The organism is Porphyromonas uenonis DSM 23387 = JCM 13868, from assembly GCF_000482365.1.
GTDB classification, from domain to species: Bacteria; Bacteroidota; Bacteroidia; order Bacteroidales; family Porphyromonadaceae; genus Porphyromonas; species Porphyromonas uenonis.
The window spans coordinates 1-17866 of the sequence record NZ_AXVC01000029.1 but is presented as its reverse complement, the minus strand read 5'-3'; the positions used below and the strand labels follow the sequence as shown (position 1 = coordinate 17866).

The 17866-nt window shown below is 44.4% G+C and carries 10 protein-coding genes and 1 pseudogene; 7 read left to right on the top strand and 4 right to left on the bottom strand.

From position 1 onward, the window contains the following. Window positions 1-21: 21 nt before the first annotated feature. Window positions 22-2385 (bottom strand): TonB-dependent receptor, encoded by a 2364-nt coding sequence (locus L215_RS0103160; protein ID WP_044111670.1) that lies wholly within the window; start codon window positions 2383-2385, stop codon window positions 22-24. A gap of 348 nt (window positions 2386-2733) precedes the next feature. On the opposite strand from L215_RS0103160, the gene L215_RS0103155 reads away from it, so the two are divergent. From L215_RS0103155 to L215_RS0103125, 7 genes are all read left to right on the top strand, one after another. Further along, on the top strand, window positions 2734-4140 hold the full coding sequence (locus L215_RS0103155) for a DUF3945 domain-containing protein (protein WP_025883359.1): 1407 nt from the start codon (window positions 2734-2736) through the stop codon (window positions 4138-4140). 21 nt (window positions 4141-4161) lie between these two features. Then, window positions 4162-6234: a type IA DNA topoisomerase gene (topB, locus tag L215_RS0103150; RefSeq protein WP_025883360.1), complete on the top strand. Its 2073-nt coding sequence runs from the start codon at window positions 4162-4164 to the stop codon at window positions 6232-6234. Between the two features lie 387 nt (window positions 6235-6621). Continuing rightward, a complete protein-coding gene (locus tag L215_RS0103145) occupies window positions 6622-11253 on the top strand; it encodes a DUF2958 domain-containing protein (RefSeq protein ID WP_027451331.1) in 4632 nt (1543 codons plus the stop codon). Window positions 11254-11756: 503 nt separating this feature from the next. Beyond that, entirely contained in the window at window positions 11757-13031 is a 1275-nt protein-coding gene (locus L215_RS0103140; RefSeq protein WP_027451330.1) for a hypothetical protein, read from the top strand. Window positions 13032-13066: 35 nt separating this feature from the next. Beyond that, window positions 13067-13813 carry a hypothetical protein gene (locus tag L215_RS09580; RefSeq protein ID WP_154657841.1) on the top strand — a complete coding sequence of 249 codons (747 nt, stop codon included), beginning with the start codon at window positions 13067-13069 and terminating at the stop codon, window positions 13811-13813. Next, complete coding sequence (locus L215_RS0103130) at window positions 13806-15128, top strand: hypothetical protein (RefSeq protein WP_025883363.1); 1323 nt, start codon at window positions 13806-13808, stop codon at window positions 15126-15128. The genes L215_RS09580 and L215_RS0103130 overlap by 8 nt, the downstream gene beginning before the upstream one ends. A gap of 175 nt (window positions 15129-15303) precedes the next feature. Beyond that, entirely contained in the window at window positions 15304-16185 is an 882-nt protein-coding gene (locus L215_RS0103125; RefSeq protein ID WP_025883364.1) for a CapA family protein, read from the top strand. Window positions 16186-16344: 159 nt separating this feature from the next. Here the strand turns inward: L215_RS0103125 and L215_RS0103120 are convergent, their stop codons facing one another. The 3 genes and pseudogenes from L215_RS0103120 to L215_RS0103115 form a co-directional block, all read right to left on the bottom strand. Continuing rightward, window positions 16345-16653, bottom strand: a complete 309-nt coding sequence (locus tag L215_RS0103120) for a transposase (protein ID WP_081780316.1) — start codon at window positions 16651-16653, stop codon at window positions 16345-16347. Between the two features lie 37 nt (window positions 16654-16690). Then, window positions 16691-16873, bottom strand: a pseudogene (locus tag L215_RS10310) (restriction endonuclease subunit S); the annotation flags it as partial. A gap of 6 nt (window positions 16874-16879) precedes the next feature. Then, entirely contained in the window at window positions 16880-17299 is a 420-nt protein-coding gene (locus tag L215_RS0103115; RefSeq protein ID WP_025883365.1) for a plasmid mobilization protein, read from the bottom strand. Between the last annotated feature and the right edge of the window lie 567 nt (window positions 17300-17866).

The window sequence follows — 17866 nt, the reverse complement described above, 5'->3', positions numbered from 1 at the left end:
CGGCGTCCTCCGTTATTTATATCATAGTCTATATTGATCCATATTAAGGATATTGGGTTTTGAGTGCGTCTTCATCTTTCCAAAGTAGTAGGAAATAGAGAAGCTTACTGACGGGAAGGCGGTATCTTCAAAATAGAGCACTTTGAGGTTGCGGTCTTGTCTGTACTCGTTCTCTGTACGAGATATCCGAATCGGGTTGTTGATGGCGAGTGAAAAATCCCAATCACTTCCACTTGGTTGGTACTTCATATCTATCTTGCTTGTTAGTCTTTTCCCTACCAATACATCTTGCATCATCCAGCTGTGTGCATAGGATATCCCAGCGTTAAGTTGTAGACCCGAAGCAAGGGTAAATGTGTTATTAAAATTGGCGTAAGGCTGTGTATGCCGTTTCAGCCAAATTGCTTTTGGGTGATATTGAAAGACCACTCCTACCTCTGCGGAAGTATACCACCAGGGGGTAATATTTCCTGAGTATGAAAGGTTACCAGTCCACTTGTGTTGAGTAGGCATGTTTCTATTGGTGACAATGACGATTGGGGCTTCGTAGAAGTAACTATTTTGCAGGTAATCATTGGTGATAGAGTAGCTGAGACCTAAACCTAATGACTTCCAGTAATAGTCTAATCCAAATGAATGGGTAGAGGCGGGGCGTAGTTCAGGGTTGCCAACGGAGTAGAGGTAGTCGTTCCTTTTTGTGCGATAGCTATTGGTAAGCGCAAATGGCGGACGAAAGAGCCATTTGGAATATCTCAGACTGATATTACCATATGCTCCTGCATTATACCCAATTCTTACAGAAGGCAATAATTGCCCCACATTAAGCTTCTTATTGGCTGTTCGGGAGTAGGCATAAGTATGTTCGTATTTCAATCCTCCTGTTAAGCTCCATACCCCTTTACTCATCTGTAGCTGGGCAAAAATAATGGCCAAATGCTCTTCGTACAAAGAGTGAGCGTCTGTGAGAGATTGAGATTGCCCTTGTCCGTGGAAGCTATAGTTGGTGTTGCTTTTAGTCATCGTATATGAGGCGCCAGACTCTAGAGCCCATATAGGGGTTAGTTGTGTAGATAACTGAGTCGCAGCGTAGAATTGTTGATTGCTGGCATCGTTGATATTCTGCTCCTCCTTAATAGGGTTGCCATCGGTAGAGTAACGCAAAGCATCTGTGGCATGTGCTTTCTTCTTCATATAGAAGAGCGAGTTCAGCCAGTTGTATTTACCGTCTCTAGAGTGCCATGAATGATTGAATTCCCCAGTTAAAGAGGTCGAGCTACTGCTACCATTAGTCATTATGTCTTGTAGCAGGGGCGTGATTGGCTGCTCTAATGCTGTCGCTGATTCATACAGAGAGTTAGGAGCTCTGCGATAACTTGCCGTGCCATTAATGGAGTGTAACTCGCCGAGCTGAGCACTAGCTCCAAGGTTGAAACTATATGCCAGGTACTTATTGCTAAGGTAATGGTTATTTTCCTTGATGACTTTATTGTCGAAGTAGTACTCTCTTTCCACAAAGTAATGGGGATATTTCGACGAACTCACAGAGGCATTTGCAAACCCTTGCACACGAGAGTTGCCATATACGAAGCGAGCATAAAGTCCTTCATCGTGGGCAGGTTGCTTTTTCCCATTTTTAATCGCGTTGCCAGCATAGCCCAAATCGGCAGATAGAGAACCCGTATATCCGTTGATCTCTTTCAGTACAATATTAATATACCCCCCCGTAATACCGCTTCCGAGATCGGCCGACTGTCCTAATTGCACTTCGATTCGCTCGATCATATCTGAGCGAAGAGCTAGCAAACGGTCATGAAGGGTACCACCTGATAGGTTGGTTTTCTGCCCATTGATACGCACTTCTGCTGGGTTGCCGTCGATTAAGAAGCTATCTCCTGACAAGCTTACCCTAGGGGTCCTTCTGAGATAATCAATGGCATTGTACCCTTTGAGTTGATACATTGGGGTATGCTTGATGTCGAACGTGAGGATTCCCTCTTTCATCCGAACCGCCCGTCTTACTGCCGTGACAGCTACTTCGTCCAATTCATTTGAGATAGAGACTTGGCGTTTCCCGAGGTCGATGATTCCATTGATTGGGGCAGGTAATAGCTCCTCAAAGAGAACTTTGCCCTGGAACGTTGCTCGAATAGCCGCCTCTTTCTCCGAAAGGTCAAAGGCAACATACCCTAGGGAGTCGGTGTAGTGTATCTGGATGGCCCCGGCATCTTTTTCTAAAGAAGCTAATGTCGTTAGCGTCACATAAGGAATGGGTTCACCATCGGAATCAATAATGGTTCCTACAACTTGTTGTGCGTTGAGTGACGAGAAGACCCCGAGTAGCACAGATATTATTGAAAATAAAGTGAGGTATCTTTTCCTATTCATTTCATACTTGCCATTTATTATATTATCATATACCAACGCTTGTGTTCTGTATTTTGAAAAGGTCTACTAAAGTCCTATTATATCCCAAGGTTATTTTTCTATAAGCTCATTGTAGAGAATCAACCCCTACAACCTCTGCGTTTATATCATCTTTTCATCGATTAGTTCTACCGCAATAGTATTCCTTCTGCCCTAAAGTTAGACATAAAAAATCAAACTACCAAATCTTGGGCGAATTTTCTTTTTTATCACTTCCTTTCCTTATAATTCCCTGGGACTTAGGAGAGGTCATTTTAGCCTATATATTTGCTGTCTGAAAGGTATTATTCAAATCAAACAGAGTGATTTATGGAAGCAAATAGCAATGACAACTACGTGCTGGTCTTAGAGGATCGCACCGAGGTAAAGAACCAGCAAGAAGCGGGGAAACTCACCATCGTTTCGGGGATCGATGACAATGGCAAGCTCAAAACGACTGAGCCACTTGAAGCTAATCAAGCGGCATTTCTAAAGTTCAACAGCAAAGATGGACTACTGAAGAACTTCATGACCAACTTTCTCAAGCAGTTCAACAACCCCTCCCACTTTGGGCTATACAAGGTGTTGGCGAGCAATGTGGAGCAAGGCGTAGATAACCTGCGTACTCTGCTCCAAAGCCGTGAGACTCCTGAAAGCAGACAGCAGTTGGCAGAGGTCGGTGTACCCTTTGAAGACTATCTGCCACAGCAGAAGAAGAGCACAGCCATTGATGCAGACAAGGTAGACTGGAAGATGCTCGACAGTCTCGGACTCTCCCGTGAGCGGTTAGAGCAGAGTGGTGAGCTAGAGAAGATGTTCAACTGGCAGAAGAGCAATCTCGTGACCATAGCCATCCCCATTGGAGATACAACTATCTACACAGAGGCTCGCCTTGCCTTCCGCACAGATAATGAGGGTAATATCGGGTTAGCCATACACGCTATGCGTAAAGAACCACAGCTCGATTATCCCTATATGGGCTACAAGTTCTCCCCCGAAGAGAAGGAGCAACTACTCGCGACAGGTAATCTCGGCAAAACCATCGAAGTAACACCCAAGAGCGGTGAACCTTTTGCAGCCTACGTCTCCATCGACCCACAGACCAATGAGATTATCGCCTTGCGTGCCGACCGTGTAAGCATTCCTCAAGAGATCAAAGGCGTCACGCTCTCTGATCAACAATACAAAGATCTAGTGGAGGGCAAAGCGGTGAAAGTAGAAGGAATGACCGCTAAGAGTGGCAAATCCTTCGATGCTACGCTTCAGGTCAATGCAGAGAAGAAAGGTATTGAGTTCATCTTCGGAGAGAACAAGAGTCTCAAAGAGCGTCAGGAACAGCGACAAGATCGTCAACAAGGCAAGGCACCTCGCAAGCTTTGTGGTCTAGAGCTGTCAGAGAAGCAACGAGAAGCCTTAGACAACGGTCGCACACTTTATCTCAAAAACATGATCGATAAAGAGGGGCAACCCTTCAATGCCTATGTTCGTATGGACAAAGAGCAAAACCGCCCACGCTTCTACAAATGGAACCCTGACAAGAAGCAAGGAACGGGAAAGGTCGAAGCCGTAGCGGAAGAACACAAGACGCAGGTAGCCGTGAATAATCACGGCAAGACCAACGAAGCTACCAAACAGGTGAAAGAGCCACTGAAAAAGGGGCAAACAGCGCCCACTGCTGAACAAAAGCAGAAGCAGGACGAGAACAAGCAGAAGAAGTCCCGAGGACGTAAGATGTAACCCATAATCCATTCCAAGACTATGACAACATGTATTATTGCTGAGAAGCCCTCAGTAGCAAGAGATATAGCCCGAATCGTTGGAGCGACAACAAAGCAAGACGGTTATTTAGCAGGAAACGGTTACCTCGTCACGTGGGCTATGGGACACCTCATTACACTTGCCATGCCCGAAGCTTATGGCTATTCTAATTACAAAGCAGAAGAGTTGCCCATTTGCCCCAATCCCTTCCAGCTCATTGTCCGACAAGTGCGTAAGGACAAAGAGTACCACGAAGACCCTGTAGCACTCAAGCAGCTCAAGGCAATAAGTTCCTGCTTTAATCAGGCAGATCGTATTATTGTGGCAACAGATGCCGGAAGAGAGGGCGAACTCATCTTTCGCTGGATTTACCGACACTTAAATAGTCACAAGCCATTTGATCGCCTATGGATATCCTCCCTTACTGACAAAGCTATCCGAGAGGGTCTAGCGAATATCAAGCCCGGGAGTCATTATGACCATCTCTATTACGCAGCTCAAGCACGAGCAGAAGCTGACTGGTTGATGGGAATCAATGCCAGCCGAGCACTCTCCATTGCTTACCGAGGAGGCTACTCACTAGGACGAGTGCAGACCCCAACTTTGGCCATGGTGTGTCATCGCTATATGGAGCATAGAGACTTTACCTCTGTTCCTTATTGGAAACTCACTGCGATGATAGAGGACGAGGGCTTATCCATCAAAGCCGTGAGCCTACAGAACTTTGATAATGAAGCTACTGCCCAAACTGCTCTCACTTCATTACGCAGTATCGGCTCGCTTACGGTCACAGAGGTCACAAGAAAGGTGACGCATACAGCTCCACCCCTCTTGTATGACCTGACCGCTCTGCAAAAGGAGGCTAATGTACGTCACGGCTTTTCTGCAGATAAGACCCTCACCCTCGCACAGTCGCTTTATGAGAAGAAGTTCACTACCTACCCCCGTACGGGTAGCCGATATATCAGTGAAGATGTTTTTGAGGAAGTTCCCGACCTCCTTCGCAAGATTGGCAAACCATTATCTCAAGAACTGAATCGCCACTCCGTAGATGATAGCAAAGTTACCGACCACCATGCCATTATCCCCACGGGAGAAACCGCATCGGTATTGTCGGTAGATGAGACCACGCTTTATCAAATGATTGTTACCCGCTTCGCAGAAGCCTTCTCGGCGCACTCAGAAGAGGAGCGTATGCAGGTACTATTCAAGGACGAGACCAACAGCTATGTCTGGAAAGCGTGCCGTCAAGTCTCTTGGGGTTGGAAATCTGTACAGAGTACCACTTCTCAAGAGCATAAAGAGAGCGAGGATGAAGAGACACTTGTGTCCTCATTGCCCAACTTGACCGAGGGGCAAACTTTACCCTTGCAACAAGCAGACGTAATTGAGCAAAAGAGCAAGCCTAAGCCACGCTATACAGAAGCGACCCTGCTCTCTGCTATGGAGCATGCAGGCAAGGAGGTAGAGGATGTTGCAAGTAAAAAGGCTTTGGCAGAGTGTGGCATAGGCACACCTGCTACACGAGCCAACATCATTGAGACACTCATCCTGCGTGACTATATCCGTAGGGAGAAGAAGAGCATAGTCCCAACGGAGAAAGGATTAGCCGTCTATGAAATCGTTAAGGACAAACGCATTGCCAATGCGGAGATGACCGGAGCATGGGAGGTGGCGCTAGCAGCAATCGAGGCAGGAAGTATGGATGCTTGTAAGTTTGCACAAGGCATCAACTCCTACGTCTCCACCATCTGCGAGGAGTTGCTCTCGCTCGCACCTGCATCTAGGCAACAAAGGTATCCCACATATCACTGCCCTAAGTGTGGTCGTGAGAGTGTGGGGATCTATGCCAAGGTGGCGAGATGCAAGAATGATGATTGTGATTTCCACATATTCCGTGAAGTATGTGGTACGTATCTCTCCGAAGAGAATATCCGAGACCTCATAACCAAGGGACGTACTCCCATCTTGAAAGGTTTGACGAGCAAGGCAGGTAAGAAGTTCAATGCCCGATTGGTTCTACAAGAGGATAATTCTACCAAATTTGAATTCGAGCAAAAGAAAAAGAAGTGATAGCCCGCACCAGCGACCTAGCTCAGTGCCACAACTATCTCTCACGACACTCTCCACTTGTTTATCGTAGTTAATAGGAAGTCGATTGGGGAGCCTTTGTAGTTCCATAGGGGAGAAACTGTAGTTTTATATGGGAGAAACTGCAGTTTCATAGGGAAGAAACTCCAGTGCCAAGCCTATGGGAAACTTTTCCCATACGGATGAAACTGTGGAGTGACGGGGGAAAACAACATTTCCACTCAGACTAGACTTCACCAATTCACGTGAAGAGCAAAGACATCAAGTAATCGTACTTCCATTCTTGTGGAAGGTATCTTAATCCATTTCGTGGAATTGACCTCTTCCCACTATGGCTAACAACTTATCATCAACAAACAGAGTACCTCTATGGCATACAACAAGAAAGCAGTTTTGGCAGCGAAAGCAGAAGCAATCCGTGTGGTGCTACGACTAGAAAAAGAGCATCGTATGGCTACCGAAGCAGAGAAACGCATCTTGCGTGGCTACCAAGGTTTCGGAGGTCTGAAGTGCGTATTGAACCGCACAGACACACCAGCGGACATCCGCTATTGGAGTAAGTCGGAGCAAGAACTCTTTGCTCCGACACAGCAGCTCAAGCAGATGATCTATCGGGAAGCGGTTGATGCTCACACCGCTAAGCGGTATTGGGAGAGCATCAAGGCGAGTGTGCTCACCTCATTTTATACAGATAGACGTATCGTCTCTGCTATTTCAGATGCTCTCGCAACAAGTGGTGTGACGCTCAAACGGAGCCTCGACCCCTCCTCGGGGATGGGTGCTTTTGCCGAAACATTTGCCAAGCAGGTGGGCATTGTTGATGCCTTGGAGAAAGATCTGCTCACGGCTCGCATCAGTCAAGCGCTGCACCCTTATGGCGAGGGCAACATCTTCGTGCGAAATAAACCCTTTGAAGCGATAGCACCCCTAGAAGAGGCGGAGAAGTATGACCTCGTAACCAGCAACATCCCCTTTGGAGACTTTATGGTCTATGACCGTGAATATAGTAGGGGGAATGATCTCTTCAAAAAGGAGTCAACACGAGCCATTCATAATTACTTCTTCGTAAAGGGCTTGGACTGCACTAGAGAGGGTGGTCTCATTGCATTTATCACTTCACAAGGCGTACTCGATGCTGCACTAAATGAGCCAATCAGACGCTATCTGATGCAAAACAGCCGACTCATCTCTGCTATCCGTCTGCCATCAGGTATGTTTAGCGAGCAAGCAGGAACTGAAGTAGGAAGCGACTTGATTGTCCTGCAGAAGCAGTCGGGCAAGGAGATCGGCGAGGAGCTGGAGAAGCAATTTGTTCAGACAGTCGCCGTGCCCAAGGGGGATGGTTTTACTATGGCATTCAACCACAACTCACTTTTCGAGGGCTCGTGGGATGATGTGGCACCTCGTACCATAGCCACCAGTCGTGAGGTGGGTAGAGACCCTTACGGCAAGCCAACTTGGAAGTATCGCTTTGAGGGAACTATGGAGGATATGGCTGAGAGTCTCCGAATACAGCTCACACAAGATGTGACAGCACGTTTTGATCGCAAGCTCTATGAGACGGGTATAGCGATGAGCGAAGAAGAGCGACAAGCAGAACAGAAGCTCCACAGCCTAGGCATAACGACTGAACCTCTCATAGAAAGTCCCAATCATACAGCAGCGAATGAAGTGGATAAGGAGGAAGACAACGCTTATGATCTAATGCCTGATAGCATTAAGAGTCAACTCCCCAAGCTATATGAGACAGAGAAGCAACTCATTGGCGATCGTACAGCTTATGTCCGATATTTCTTCCCGCTGGGAGCCTATACAGCCTACCTCTTAGAGTATAACCCAGAAGAACGTCTTGGGTTCGGAGCAGTTACAATGGGTTACGGTTGGGAGCTCGGTTATATCTCCTTGGACGAAATGAAAGAGGTCAAGATACATGGCTTGGGGATTGAGCGTGACCTTCACTTTTCTCCTACTGCACTGCATGAGATAGCCGAGCTAGAAGAGCTTGTCCAAGGACGGTATAGCAAAGGGGTGGTACAAACAGAAACCCCAGTGGAAGAGGTCGAGGAGGAGTCCTTTTCAGAGGGAACTTCCATCAACCCCATCGAAAAGAATGAATTAACAGAACCCTCCCAGCAGGAGCAAGTCTCTTCAATGTTAGCACCAGCACCCGAAGGTGTGCCAGCTCTAACGCTACAGCATCAGTACGAAGCGGATATACGTACAGATTTAGAAGCCCCACGAGAGATGGGCGGACAGATGGTCTACTTTGATGACGACCATCATCCCGTGATGGATACTACAGATGTCGGTCTGGAACAAGAGGGTTATTTGTTTGCTCCCGAAGAGTATGAACTCTGGACGCAGGAGGTTGCTCGTGTTAATAGGGAAATCAAAGAGGTCAATAAGCAACAGACAGCCTCTAAGCCCAAGCAAAGCTCGGTAAGGCGTCCAAGAACAAGAAGAAGTACCAAGCTCTCCTCAATCGAGCAACCATCTCTATTTGACTTTGCAGAAGTGGAGAGAGAAGTACAGCCAGTTACAGAGGTTAAGAAGTCGTTTGATGCTTCACCTCGTCCATTCCTCTCTTTGCCCGACTCGCATCTACGAGACGGGTCGATCGTGCTACAAAATGGACAAGTGGGGTATCTCTCCAATCTGAAGCGACATCCAACCTTTAATCCGATGGACTTGCCGTATGCCCAGCTTTCCCGACTAAAAAGCTATATCGAGATACGGGAGTGCTATCATCGTCTCTATGACTACGAGGCGGAGAACCATGCAGAAGACAAGGAGGATCGCAGCAGACTCAACCACCTATATGATGACTATGTTGCACGCTGGGGCTACTTTAACCAGAAAGCGAACACCGACATCATCAAGATGGATGCTACAGGTGTGGAAATGCTCTTCTTGGAACGCTCCGAGAACGGCAGGTACGTCAAGGCGGACATCTTTGACCATCCAACAGCTTTTTCTACCACAGAGCTGACCGTTGCCACAGACCCGATGGAGGCTCTTGGTGCATCGCTCAACAAGTATGGTACAGTGGAACTTGACTACATGAGTTCGCTTTTACCTGATATGGAGGAAAGTGACATCATTTCTTCCTTAGAAGGTCGCATCTATTTCAATCCCGAAGAAAACGCATACGAGGTGGCGGACAAGTTCATTTCGGGCAATGTAATAGAAAAGGCGGAGCGTATTGAGTCATGGCTCTTGGAACATCCCGACCACGAAGAGGCAAAGCAGAGTCTTGCTGCCCTGCGTGCAGCCACGCCGACACCCATTCCCTTTGCCGACCTTGACTTCAATCTCGGTGAACGCTGGATACCTGCTAAAGTCTATGGCAGGTTTGCCTCAGAGTTCTTCGAGACAGATATTGGCGTATCCTACCATTCCAACATGGACGAGTACAGCATTGTCTGCGACCAAAAGAATGCCAATATCTGGCACAAGTATGCCGTACAGGGAGAGTTCCGCCGCTATGACGGCATCAATCTCTTGAAGCACGCCCTGCACAATACCATTCCCGACATCAACAAGAGCAAGGAAGTGACGGACAAGGTTACGGGAGAGACTAAGACCATCAAAGTAAGGGACGGACATGCCATACAGGTGGCAAATGCCAAGATTGAAGAAATCAGACAGGGCTTTGTCGATTGGCTCGGACGTACACCTGATACCTTCAAACAGCAACTCTCCGGCAGGTACAACCGCCTTTTCAACTGTTTTGTGCGACCCAACTTTGACGGTACGCACCAGACGTTTCCCGACCTTGACCTCAGACGATTGGGCATTGCCGACCTTTACAAGAGCCAGAAGGATGCCGTATGGATGCTCAAGACTAACGGCGGGGGGATCTGCGACCACGAGGTGGGAGCGGGCAAGACACTCATCATGTGTACGGCAGCCTACGAGATGAAACGGTTAGGACTTGCTAACAAGCCGATGATTATCGGACTGAAGGCAAATGTATTCGATATTGCCGATACCTTCCGCAAGGCTTATCCCAATGCAAGGATTCTCTATCCGGGCAAGAATGATTTCAACAAGCAGAACAGGCAACGCATTTTCAACGACATCAAGAACAACGACTGGGATTGTATCATCCTCACGCACGAGCAGTTCGGCATGATACCGCAAGCCTTGGAGATACAAGAGGCTATCCTGCAGAAGGAGAAGGACTCTGTGGAGGAAAACCTTGAAGTCCTGCGTATGCAAGGAGCGGAGATTTCCCGTGGTATGCTCAAAGGACTGGAAAAACGTAAGCAGACGCTTGAGGCCAAGTTACAGAACATACAGGACAGCATCGCCGAGCGTAAGGACGATGCCGTGGATTTCAAGATGATGGGTATCGACCACCTCTTTGTAGATGAATCGCACCAATTCAAGAACCTGATGTTCAACACACGCCACGACCGTGTATCGGGCTTGGGTAATCCTGATGGCTCACAGCGTGCCTTAAACATGCTCTTTGCTATTCGTACCATACAGGAGAGGTCAGGCAAGGACTTAGGAGCCACTTTCCTTTCGGGAACAACCATCAGTAATTCTTTGACGGAGTTATATCTGCTCTTTAAATATCTCCGTCCGCAAGCACTCGAAAAGCAGGGCATCAACAGCTTTGACGCATGGGCAGCCGTTTTTGCCAAGAAATCGACTGATTATGAGTTTTCCATCACCAATGAGATTATCCAGAAGGAACGTTTCCGCACTTTCATCAAGGTGCCGGAGCTTGCCTCGTTCTATTCGGAGATTTGTGACTACCGTACCGCTAAGGATATCGGCATTGACCGCCCAGAGAAGAACGAGATATTGCATAACATACCGCCCACACCCGAGCAAGAAGAGTTTATCGGCAAGTTGATGGAGTTTGCCAAGACAGGGGATGCAACCCTTTTAGGACGAGATGAGCTATCGGAAAAGGAGGAGAAAGCCAAGATGCTAATCGCAACGGACTATGCCCGCAAAAGATTCAAGAAGTTTGTATCTTTCAGATAATCAGTAGAGTAGGAAATGGTGTAGGGTAAAAGGGTTACGAGTTGGAAACGAGCGAGTTTCTTTGCCTCTCTTCATTCTGCAGTGCTTCAAAGAACTCTCTATTCTATATCTGCAAAGATATAAAATCTACTCAAGATGGTATGCTAGATTTCGAGTTCGTAGATTCAAATTTCACTGCATAGAAAGGGTAAAACTATGAACGTCAAGTGCGATTTCCAGTAGTAAGCGCAAAACGAAGCGTACAAAAGCACCCGCCCTTGGAGGTAGTTCCAGAGGTGGGTCAAAAGATTTAAATGGGATGAGCTAACTCCCTACGAAGTTTTTTCTATATTAGTAGCCGTGTTGCACTTGGCACTGGCATGTGCGAACATCATTCTTGAGAAATTGCATTAGCGGGTGGAACGTACGATAGAAAGTACCTATTTGTAGGTATTGCCATTATGATGAAAGGTGAGTACCTTTGCAAGCAGGTTACATTTACTCACTAATTGCATAGAGAATATATGAAGAAAGCATCTTTACTACTTGCACTTTTGCTCTCAATTTTGATTGTAGGATGTGCAAAGCAGGAGTTGAGGACTCCATCCGAACAGGAAACCCGACCTAATGATGGGACTATCCCGTTTGCATCTGTTTCTGAATTAAGAGCGTTGCAAGCTTCTGAAAACATTGTCAATTACGAGATTGCTCGTAAGGCGGCTGTGCTTGATATGGCTTCATTCTTTAATGAATTTAGTGAATTGGGAGCAACAGCACCATATTCACTTTCGTCTGAGCCAGTCGTCATTTATGAAAAAACAGGAGAACCGAAGTTTTATGAGTTCATCGTTTTCGACTCAAAGGGCGTGGGTTTTGCTACTATTACAACATTTGCAAGAAAGGAAGTTAACACCTTTTCTGCTTGTGTTTTACCCTATGTTAGAGAGTACTCACTTGAAAACTCACAAATGTATTCCTCGGTTTATCCAGAGATTCCGACTCAACTTCAGCTTCGCTCTGTTTCTGATTCTGATTTGTTGGGGGATACACCTGAGATTTTAACAAAAAACGAGGTGAATGATTTTTGGAGAAAAATAGAAAATGAATCCAATCTGTTTGACATGCCGGATGAAGCTCTTCTACAAAGCTCTCAAACCTCACTGAGATCACTGAAGTACTACACCATTCCAAGGTTCGACAAAGACAATCTAAAACGAACTAGATTTACGGGGTGGTGTGGTCCTGCCGCAATGGCATGGGTCTATCGAGGGTTTTTCACCCATTACAAAGGAGATAAAATTCCTCTTCATGGAGACGCATTTAGTAGTTATGACCATGCTAAGTATTCAATGTATCGGAATGATAATGGAAACACAAGCTATATTTCTGATGAATGTCCGTTGATTAAAGACATTGAGGCTAAATCAAGAACATTAGAGGGAATAATCAAAGGAGCAACTTTACCAGACGACTTTGATAAAACCGTCAAAGAACTCTTTCCTGGATTTTATATTGACAGGCACAAAGGTAGTATTAAAGGAGCTCCTAGAAGAGCTATTCAGAGAGGGAACCCTGTTTATATGGTTGTTGTCACTGGCGATGTGCAACTTCATTACATTATAGGGTTTGGCACTAAAGATAAGTATGGGTGGTTCGGTATTCACTCTGATTCATGGATTTTGGTGACTGATAATGGGACCCAAATAGGTAAGCATAATTACATGCCATACTACAGAAGCTCAAACTTCTTTAATTACAGCAATAAGTATACTCATATGGGCGAGTTTGTTCAGCCATAACACATATTGCTGTTTGTGACATGTTTTTCGACTCCTTGTTTACAAAACAAGTGCGGGGATTAGTACTCCTCGCACTTGTCGCTTTTGTCTTCCCCTTTTTTTTCTCATCATGTGTTACGAGAAAAGTCGCAATTCTTCCTGCATATGATCAAATCTATAGTCCGATTGGCAAACGTGATTTACCTAGACCTTCTCAAAAACAGGTTGATAGCTTGGTGATGATTTATGGAGAAAACAAAGAATTGCTTGATGAATATATTGAGATACTCATCACCGCCCTCTCTTATTATCCTGAACTTAAGTCAACTCATATCATATTTGAGTACTCAAATGAAAAAACAACAATGGCTTGTCGTCCATCACGATTTTTATTCCCAAGAACTTACAAGGTTTTGATTAATAAGAATAAGAATTTTGATGGAATCCCATTCGATTCTATTCCTTGGAATGCATCAATCGGGATTGTTGGACACGAACTAGCTCATATCGTTGATTATGAAAGCCTGAATCTCTTTGGACTGATTGATAGACTTTTGCTATATGCTAATAAGCAATATGGAAAACCATATTTTGAAAAAAGTGTAGATCTCATAACGATTAATCGAGGTTTGGGCTGGCAACTATACGATTGGGCTAAATATGCGATGTATGATAATAATGTTGCAAGCGTGGAGTATAAAGAGTTTAAAAAGCGCACCTATCTAACTCCAGAGATAATAATTACATACATAAATCATTATTCAAAATATCACCAATCAATAAAAACAGAAAGAAATGAATAAGAATAGTTCTCCCTGCTTTTGGATTGCTCTAATAGTAACCATAGCTATTGGCTTCTCGTCTTGTAGAGAAAATCAATTAGATGAAAAATTTGTTGTGGCAGACGAAATAGATGCTTGTGAAGGACGTTTTCCTTTTGCCTCAGATGAAGACCTAAAATCATTTGAGCATAATTCTGAAGTCATTGATCCGAGATTAGCTCGCAAACAGGCTCTGTTGGATCTTTTTCAATTTCAGGATGTTTTTTCAGATCTATCAAGAAATAGAGATTGTGATAATCTTCAGCTATCCAGCAGACCGATTGTAGTTTTCGACGAAGAAGATCAGCCGAAATTGTATGAGTTTATCGTATTTGCAGGAAATAATGCGATAGCAACTATCACAACATTTGCGACAAAAGAAGTGGCAGATATCTCTGCATGTGTTTTACCCTTTGTTAGGAATTATACAGGTCAATTTGCTCAGCAATTCTCAGCCAATTATCCATATACAAAATCTAATGCCGAATCAGAATCAAGAGACAATCAAGTAAAAAGCAAAATAGCACTTGATAGTACATTTGACTTGAACTTTGTTATGAGCACATCCGATATCAAATCATTTTGGAAAGGACTTGATGAAAAAGTGAGTCCAGTTGTCTCAATGAGTGATCAGCAAATACACGATTTATACACATCACAATTACTCAGAAGTAATACTAGAGAGTATACTATACCCGCCTTTAATAAAGAGAATCTTAAGAGGACTAGGTTTGCAGGCTCTGGCTGGTGTGGTCCTTGTGCGATGGCATGGGTTTATCGAGGGTTTTATGATCATTATGATGAGTGTTATATTCCATTGCATGGAGAGCCTAGTAACGAAGTATTTCACCTGAATGTTGACGAGGTTAATAATGTTAGCTTTTATGATAAAGAAAACGTACTCCTTTCAAAGCTTGCTGATCTTTGTCGAACAGAAAAGAACTTGATTACTGGTACCCTTCCGAATGATTTTGACAACGCAGTCGAAGTAGCTTTTCCTACGAAAAGAATCTTACGACATAAAGGAGAAATTAAAGGTGCACCAAGAAAAGCTATACAAAGGGGAAACCCTGTGTATTTGGTAGTTTTTACAAAGAAAGCGGAACTTCACTATATTATTGGCTTTGGGACAAAAGATACATATGGGTTATTCGGATCTCATACAAACTCATGGATTTTAGTTACAGATAACGGCACGAACACTAAAGATTACGGATTTATGCCATATTACAGAAACTCACACTTCTTTAACCTATCTAATAAGTATTTATACATGGGTGAGTTTGTAAGCAAATAAACCATTGAAATAGCTTATGTCAAGAGGTAGTTTGAGTTGGTGGAGGTCTCCATATAGCTTTCGAGAGAAGTTAGACTTTGCCAAGTATCGCTTTCATGCACCGAAACAGAATTCCACAAACTTACTTTGGAATGATCTGCGAGAAATAGGAAAGGGGCTTTGTTGTTTACCCTCCATGAAAGATGAGCTCTCGATCATTTTCACGGGAGATTTAATGCCATTTGGAGATTACCCTCCAAAGTTGTCAAAAGATTTGGCAGACTTTATTGACCGAAGTAATTATATTGTCTTCAATATTGAGGGTATTGTCACTGAGAAGAAACGTTTTCTAGCTTTGTCTCACTCTCAAAAGAATCTTATGGAGTTTCTCAAAAGTCATGGTGACAGAAAGATAATTCTAAATGTAGCAAACAATCACTCTTCGGACTTTGGGCATCTTGATTTCCAAAGACAAAACTCATTATTCAGAGAGAATGGGTTTCTTGTTTTTGGCGACAATGAGGAGCCTATGATTATAGAAGACGCAGTGGCTTTTTTCCCATCTACGTTCTTGAGTAATCAATCATTATTGTCTGGCATTCCATCATCCCTAAATGAAATCAACAGATGGAAGCAACACTCTCTATTTGACTGTAACTATAATATTTTTATGCCCCATTGGGGATATGAAATGCATCTGCATCCAAGCAAACAACAAATTTCGATAGCCAAAAAACTCATCCCAACAATCTTTGACTCAATAGTTGGAAATCACTCACATTCTCCACATCCAGTTTATACACTCGCTGACAACAGTATACTAGCAACATCATTAGGGAACTATTGTTATCTGAATATGAATCCTAACCACTGGTTTGGGTCTCTTTTAAGGCTTTCATTTGCTAAGGGAGCTGAAAACCACAAACCTTTTTTGATATCTGTAGAAGTTGTGTACATAAAACAGAGTCTTACAAGAAAGGGTTTTTTCATTGAGTGCGCAAGTTCGCTAGACTACAAAACAAGCCGTTCAAACATAAATTATTTCGGGCTGAAGTATCTTAGAGATGTGTTGAAGTAATTTAATGGGAGACTGTTGAAAAAGTCCTTGAGCTGGCTTAGTGCGATCAGATTGAGTTTTTAAGCATAAGAATGACACCTTGTTGGTGTAGTTAGACTGCCCTTAAGCTTCATTTCATCCCCTCTAGAAGGTCTCGTAACCTCCTAGAGGGGGCTTCCTTTAGCTTTGTTTCATAATCAGCTGGGGCGCACGTTTGAGATTGTACGCCAACGATTCGATAAGATTTTGATAATGGGTCTTGCGAAGACCTCGGTAACGACATCGTCCGCCATGAAACCAGCGAATGATACTGCCAAAGGTGCGTTCAATAACCCATCTAGTGGCACTGATTAAGCTATTCAAGGACTTTTGACTCTCTGTAAAGGGCTTACCTCGTGCAGCCTTGTGCATGATGTCATCTTCTAGTTTGAGTTTTTTCAAAGCTACACGATTCTTTTGGGAGGTATAGCCCTTGTCGGCTAATATCATCGTTTCTTCTGGAAGTCCTGCCTTTTCAACTAGAGGAATGTGCAATTTCAAGTAGGCTTCCACAGTGCCAGCCCTCAGGAATATCCTGCTTTAGGGTAGCATTCCACACCATCCTACCTCCGCTAGACTTGTACAGCCTCCCATTCTCATCGGGGAAGTCGAACTGCACAAACCAGTAGTCGTAGAGTTGCTTTGCCATCACCTCTAAATTATGATTTATCAGCATTCATTCTTGTCTTCTCTCAAACAATTCTGTCAATTGCACAGCTTGCTGTTGCAGTTTGATTAGAGCTTGGGAATAAGCTTCGAGTTTATCCAGCATTCGTTGAGCAGTGGCAACAGAATGATAAATATTGAGGGCTTTCACGGCTTCGTTGTACAGCACGCCTATCTTATTCATCATGGCGACGATTTCGGAGAGTTTATCCAAGTAAGGCTTCTTTGAAGGGTCTTCCGTGATGACCTTAAAGGCTTCACCCAAAAGTCTTGCTCGGACAAATTCGCTCTTCGTCTTTGCTCCCGATTTTTGATAGAGCCTGATAAGTGTCTGTTGGTCTTCGCAATTAGGTATCCTGATGTGCCATCTGTCCCATTGTGGGCAGGTGGCACATCTGCCATCAGGCTTCTTTCGTTTCGTCATTTTCATTGCATCCTAATCACGACTTTGGAGTAATTCATCTCCCCTTCGGGGCAAGGGTCTTTGTGGTACAAATGGCAATTTGTGGTACAAAGACACACCTTGCCAATATCAAGAATTGATGCCACGCATCTGCTTCAGATTAGGAATTAGCTTTTGACTTTCTGAGCTAAGTTTTGAGTCAGGTTAAGACTTAACTCAGTTTTGACTTAACTCAGTTTTGACTTGACTCAGTTTTGACTTGACTCAGTTTTGACTCAACTCAATTTTGACTCAACTCAATTTTGACTTGACTCAATTTTGACTTGACTCAATTTTGACTTGAGTTAAAACCCACTTCTTGACCATACCAAATCTTGACTTACCCAACTCTTAACCGAACTCCCCTATGGCTTACTCATTTGACCGTAGGTAATTGTAAGTTCAGATTAAACGCTGAAAACACACCGATGAAGTCAACAATCCCCAAAGAGGGGCAAAAGCACGCACACCGATGGAAGAATTGAAACTCACCGAGAGGTTGTATGCTCATGACGTCAGCGTTCCCGAGTTCAAATGAGTATCCGCTAAACCATA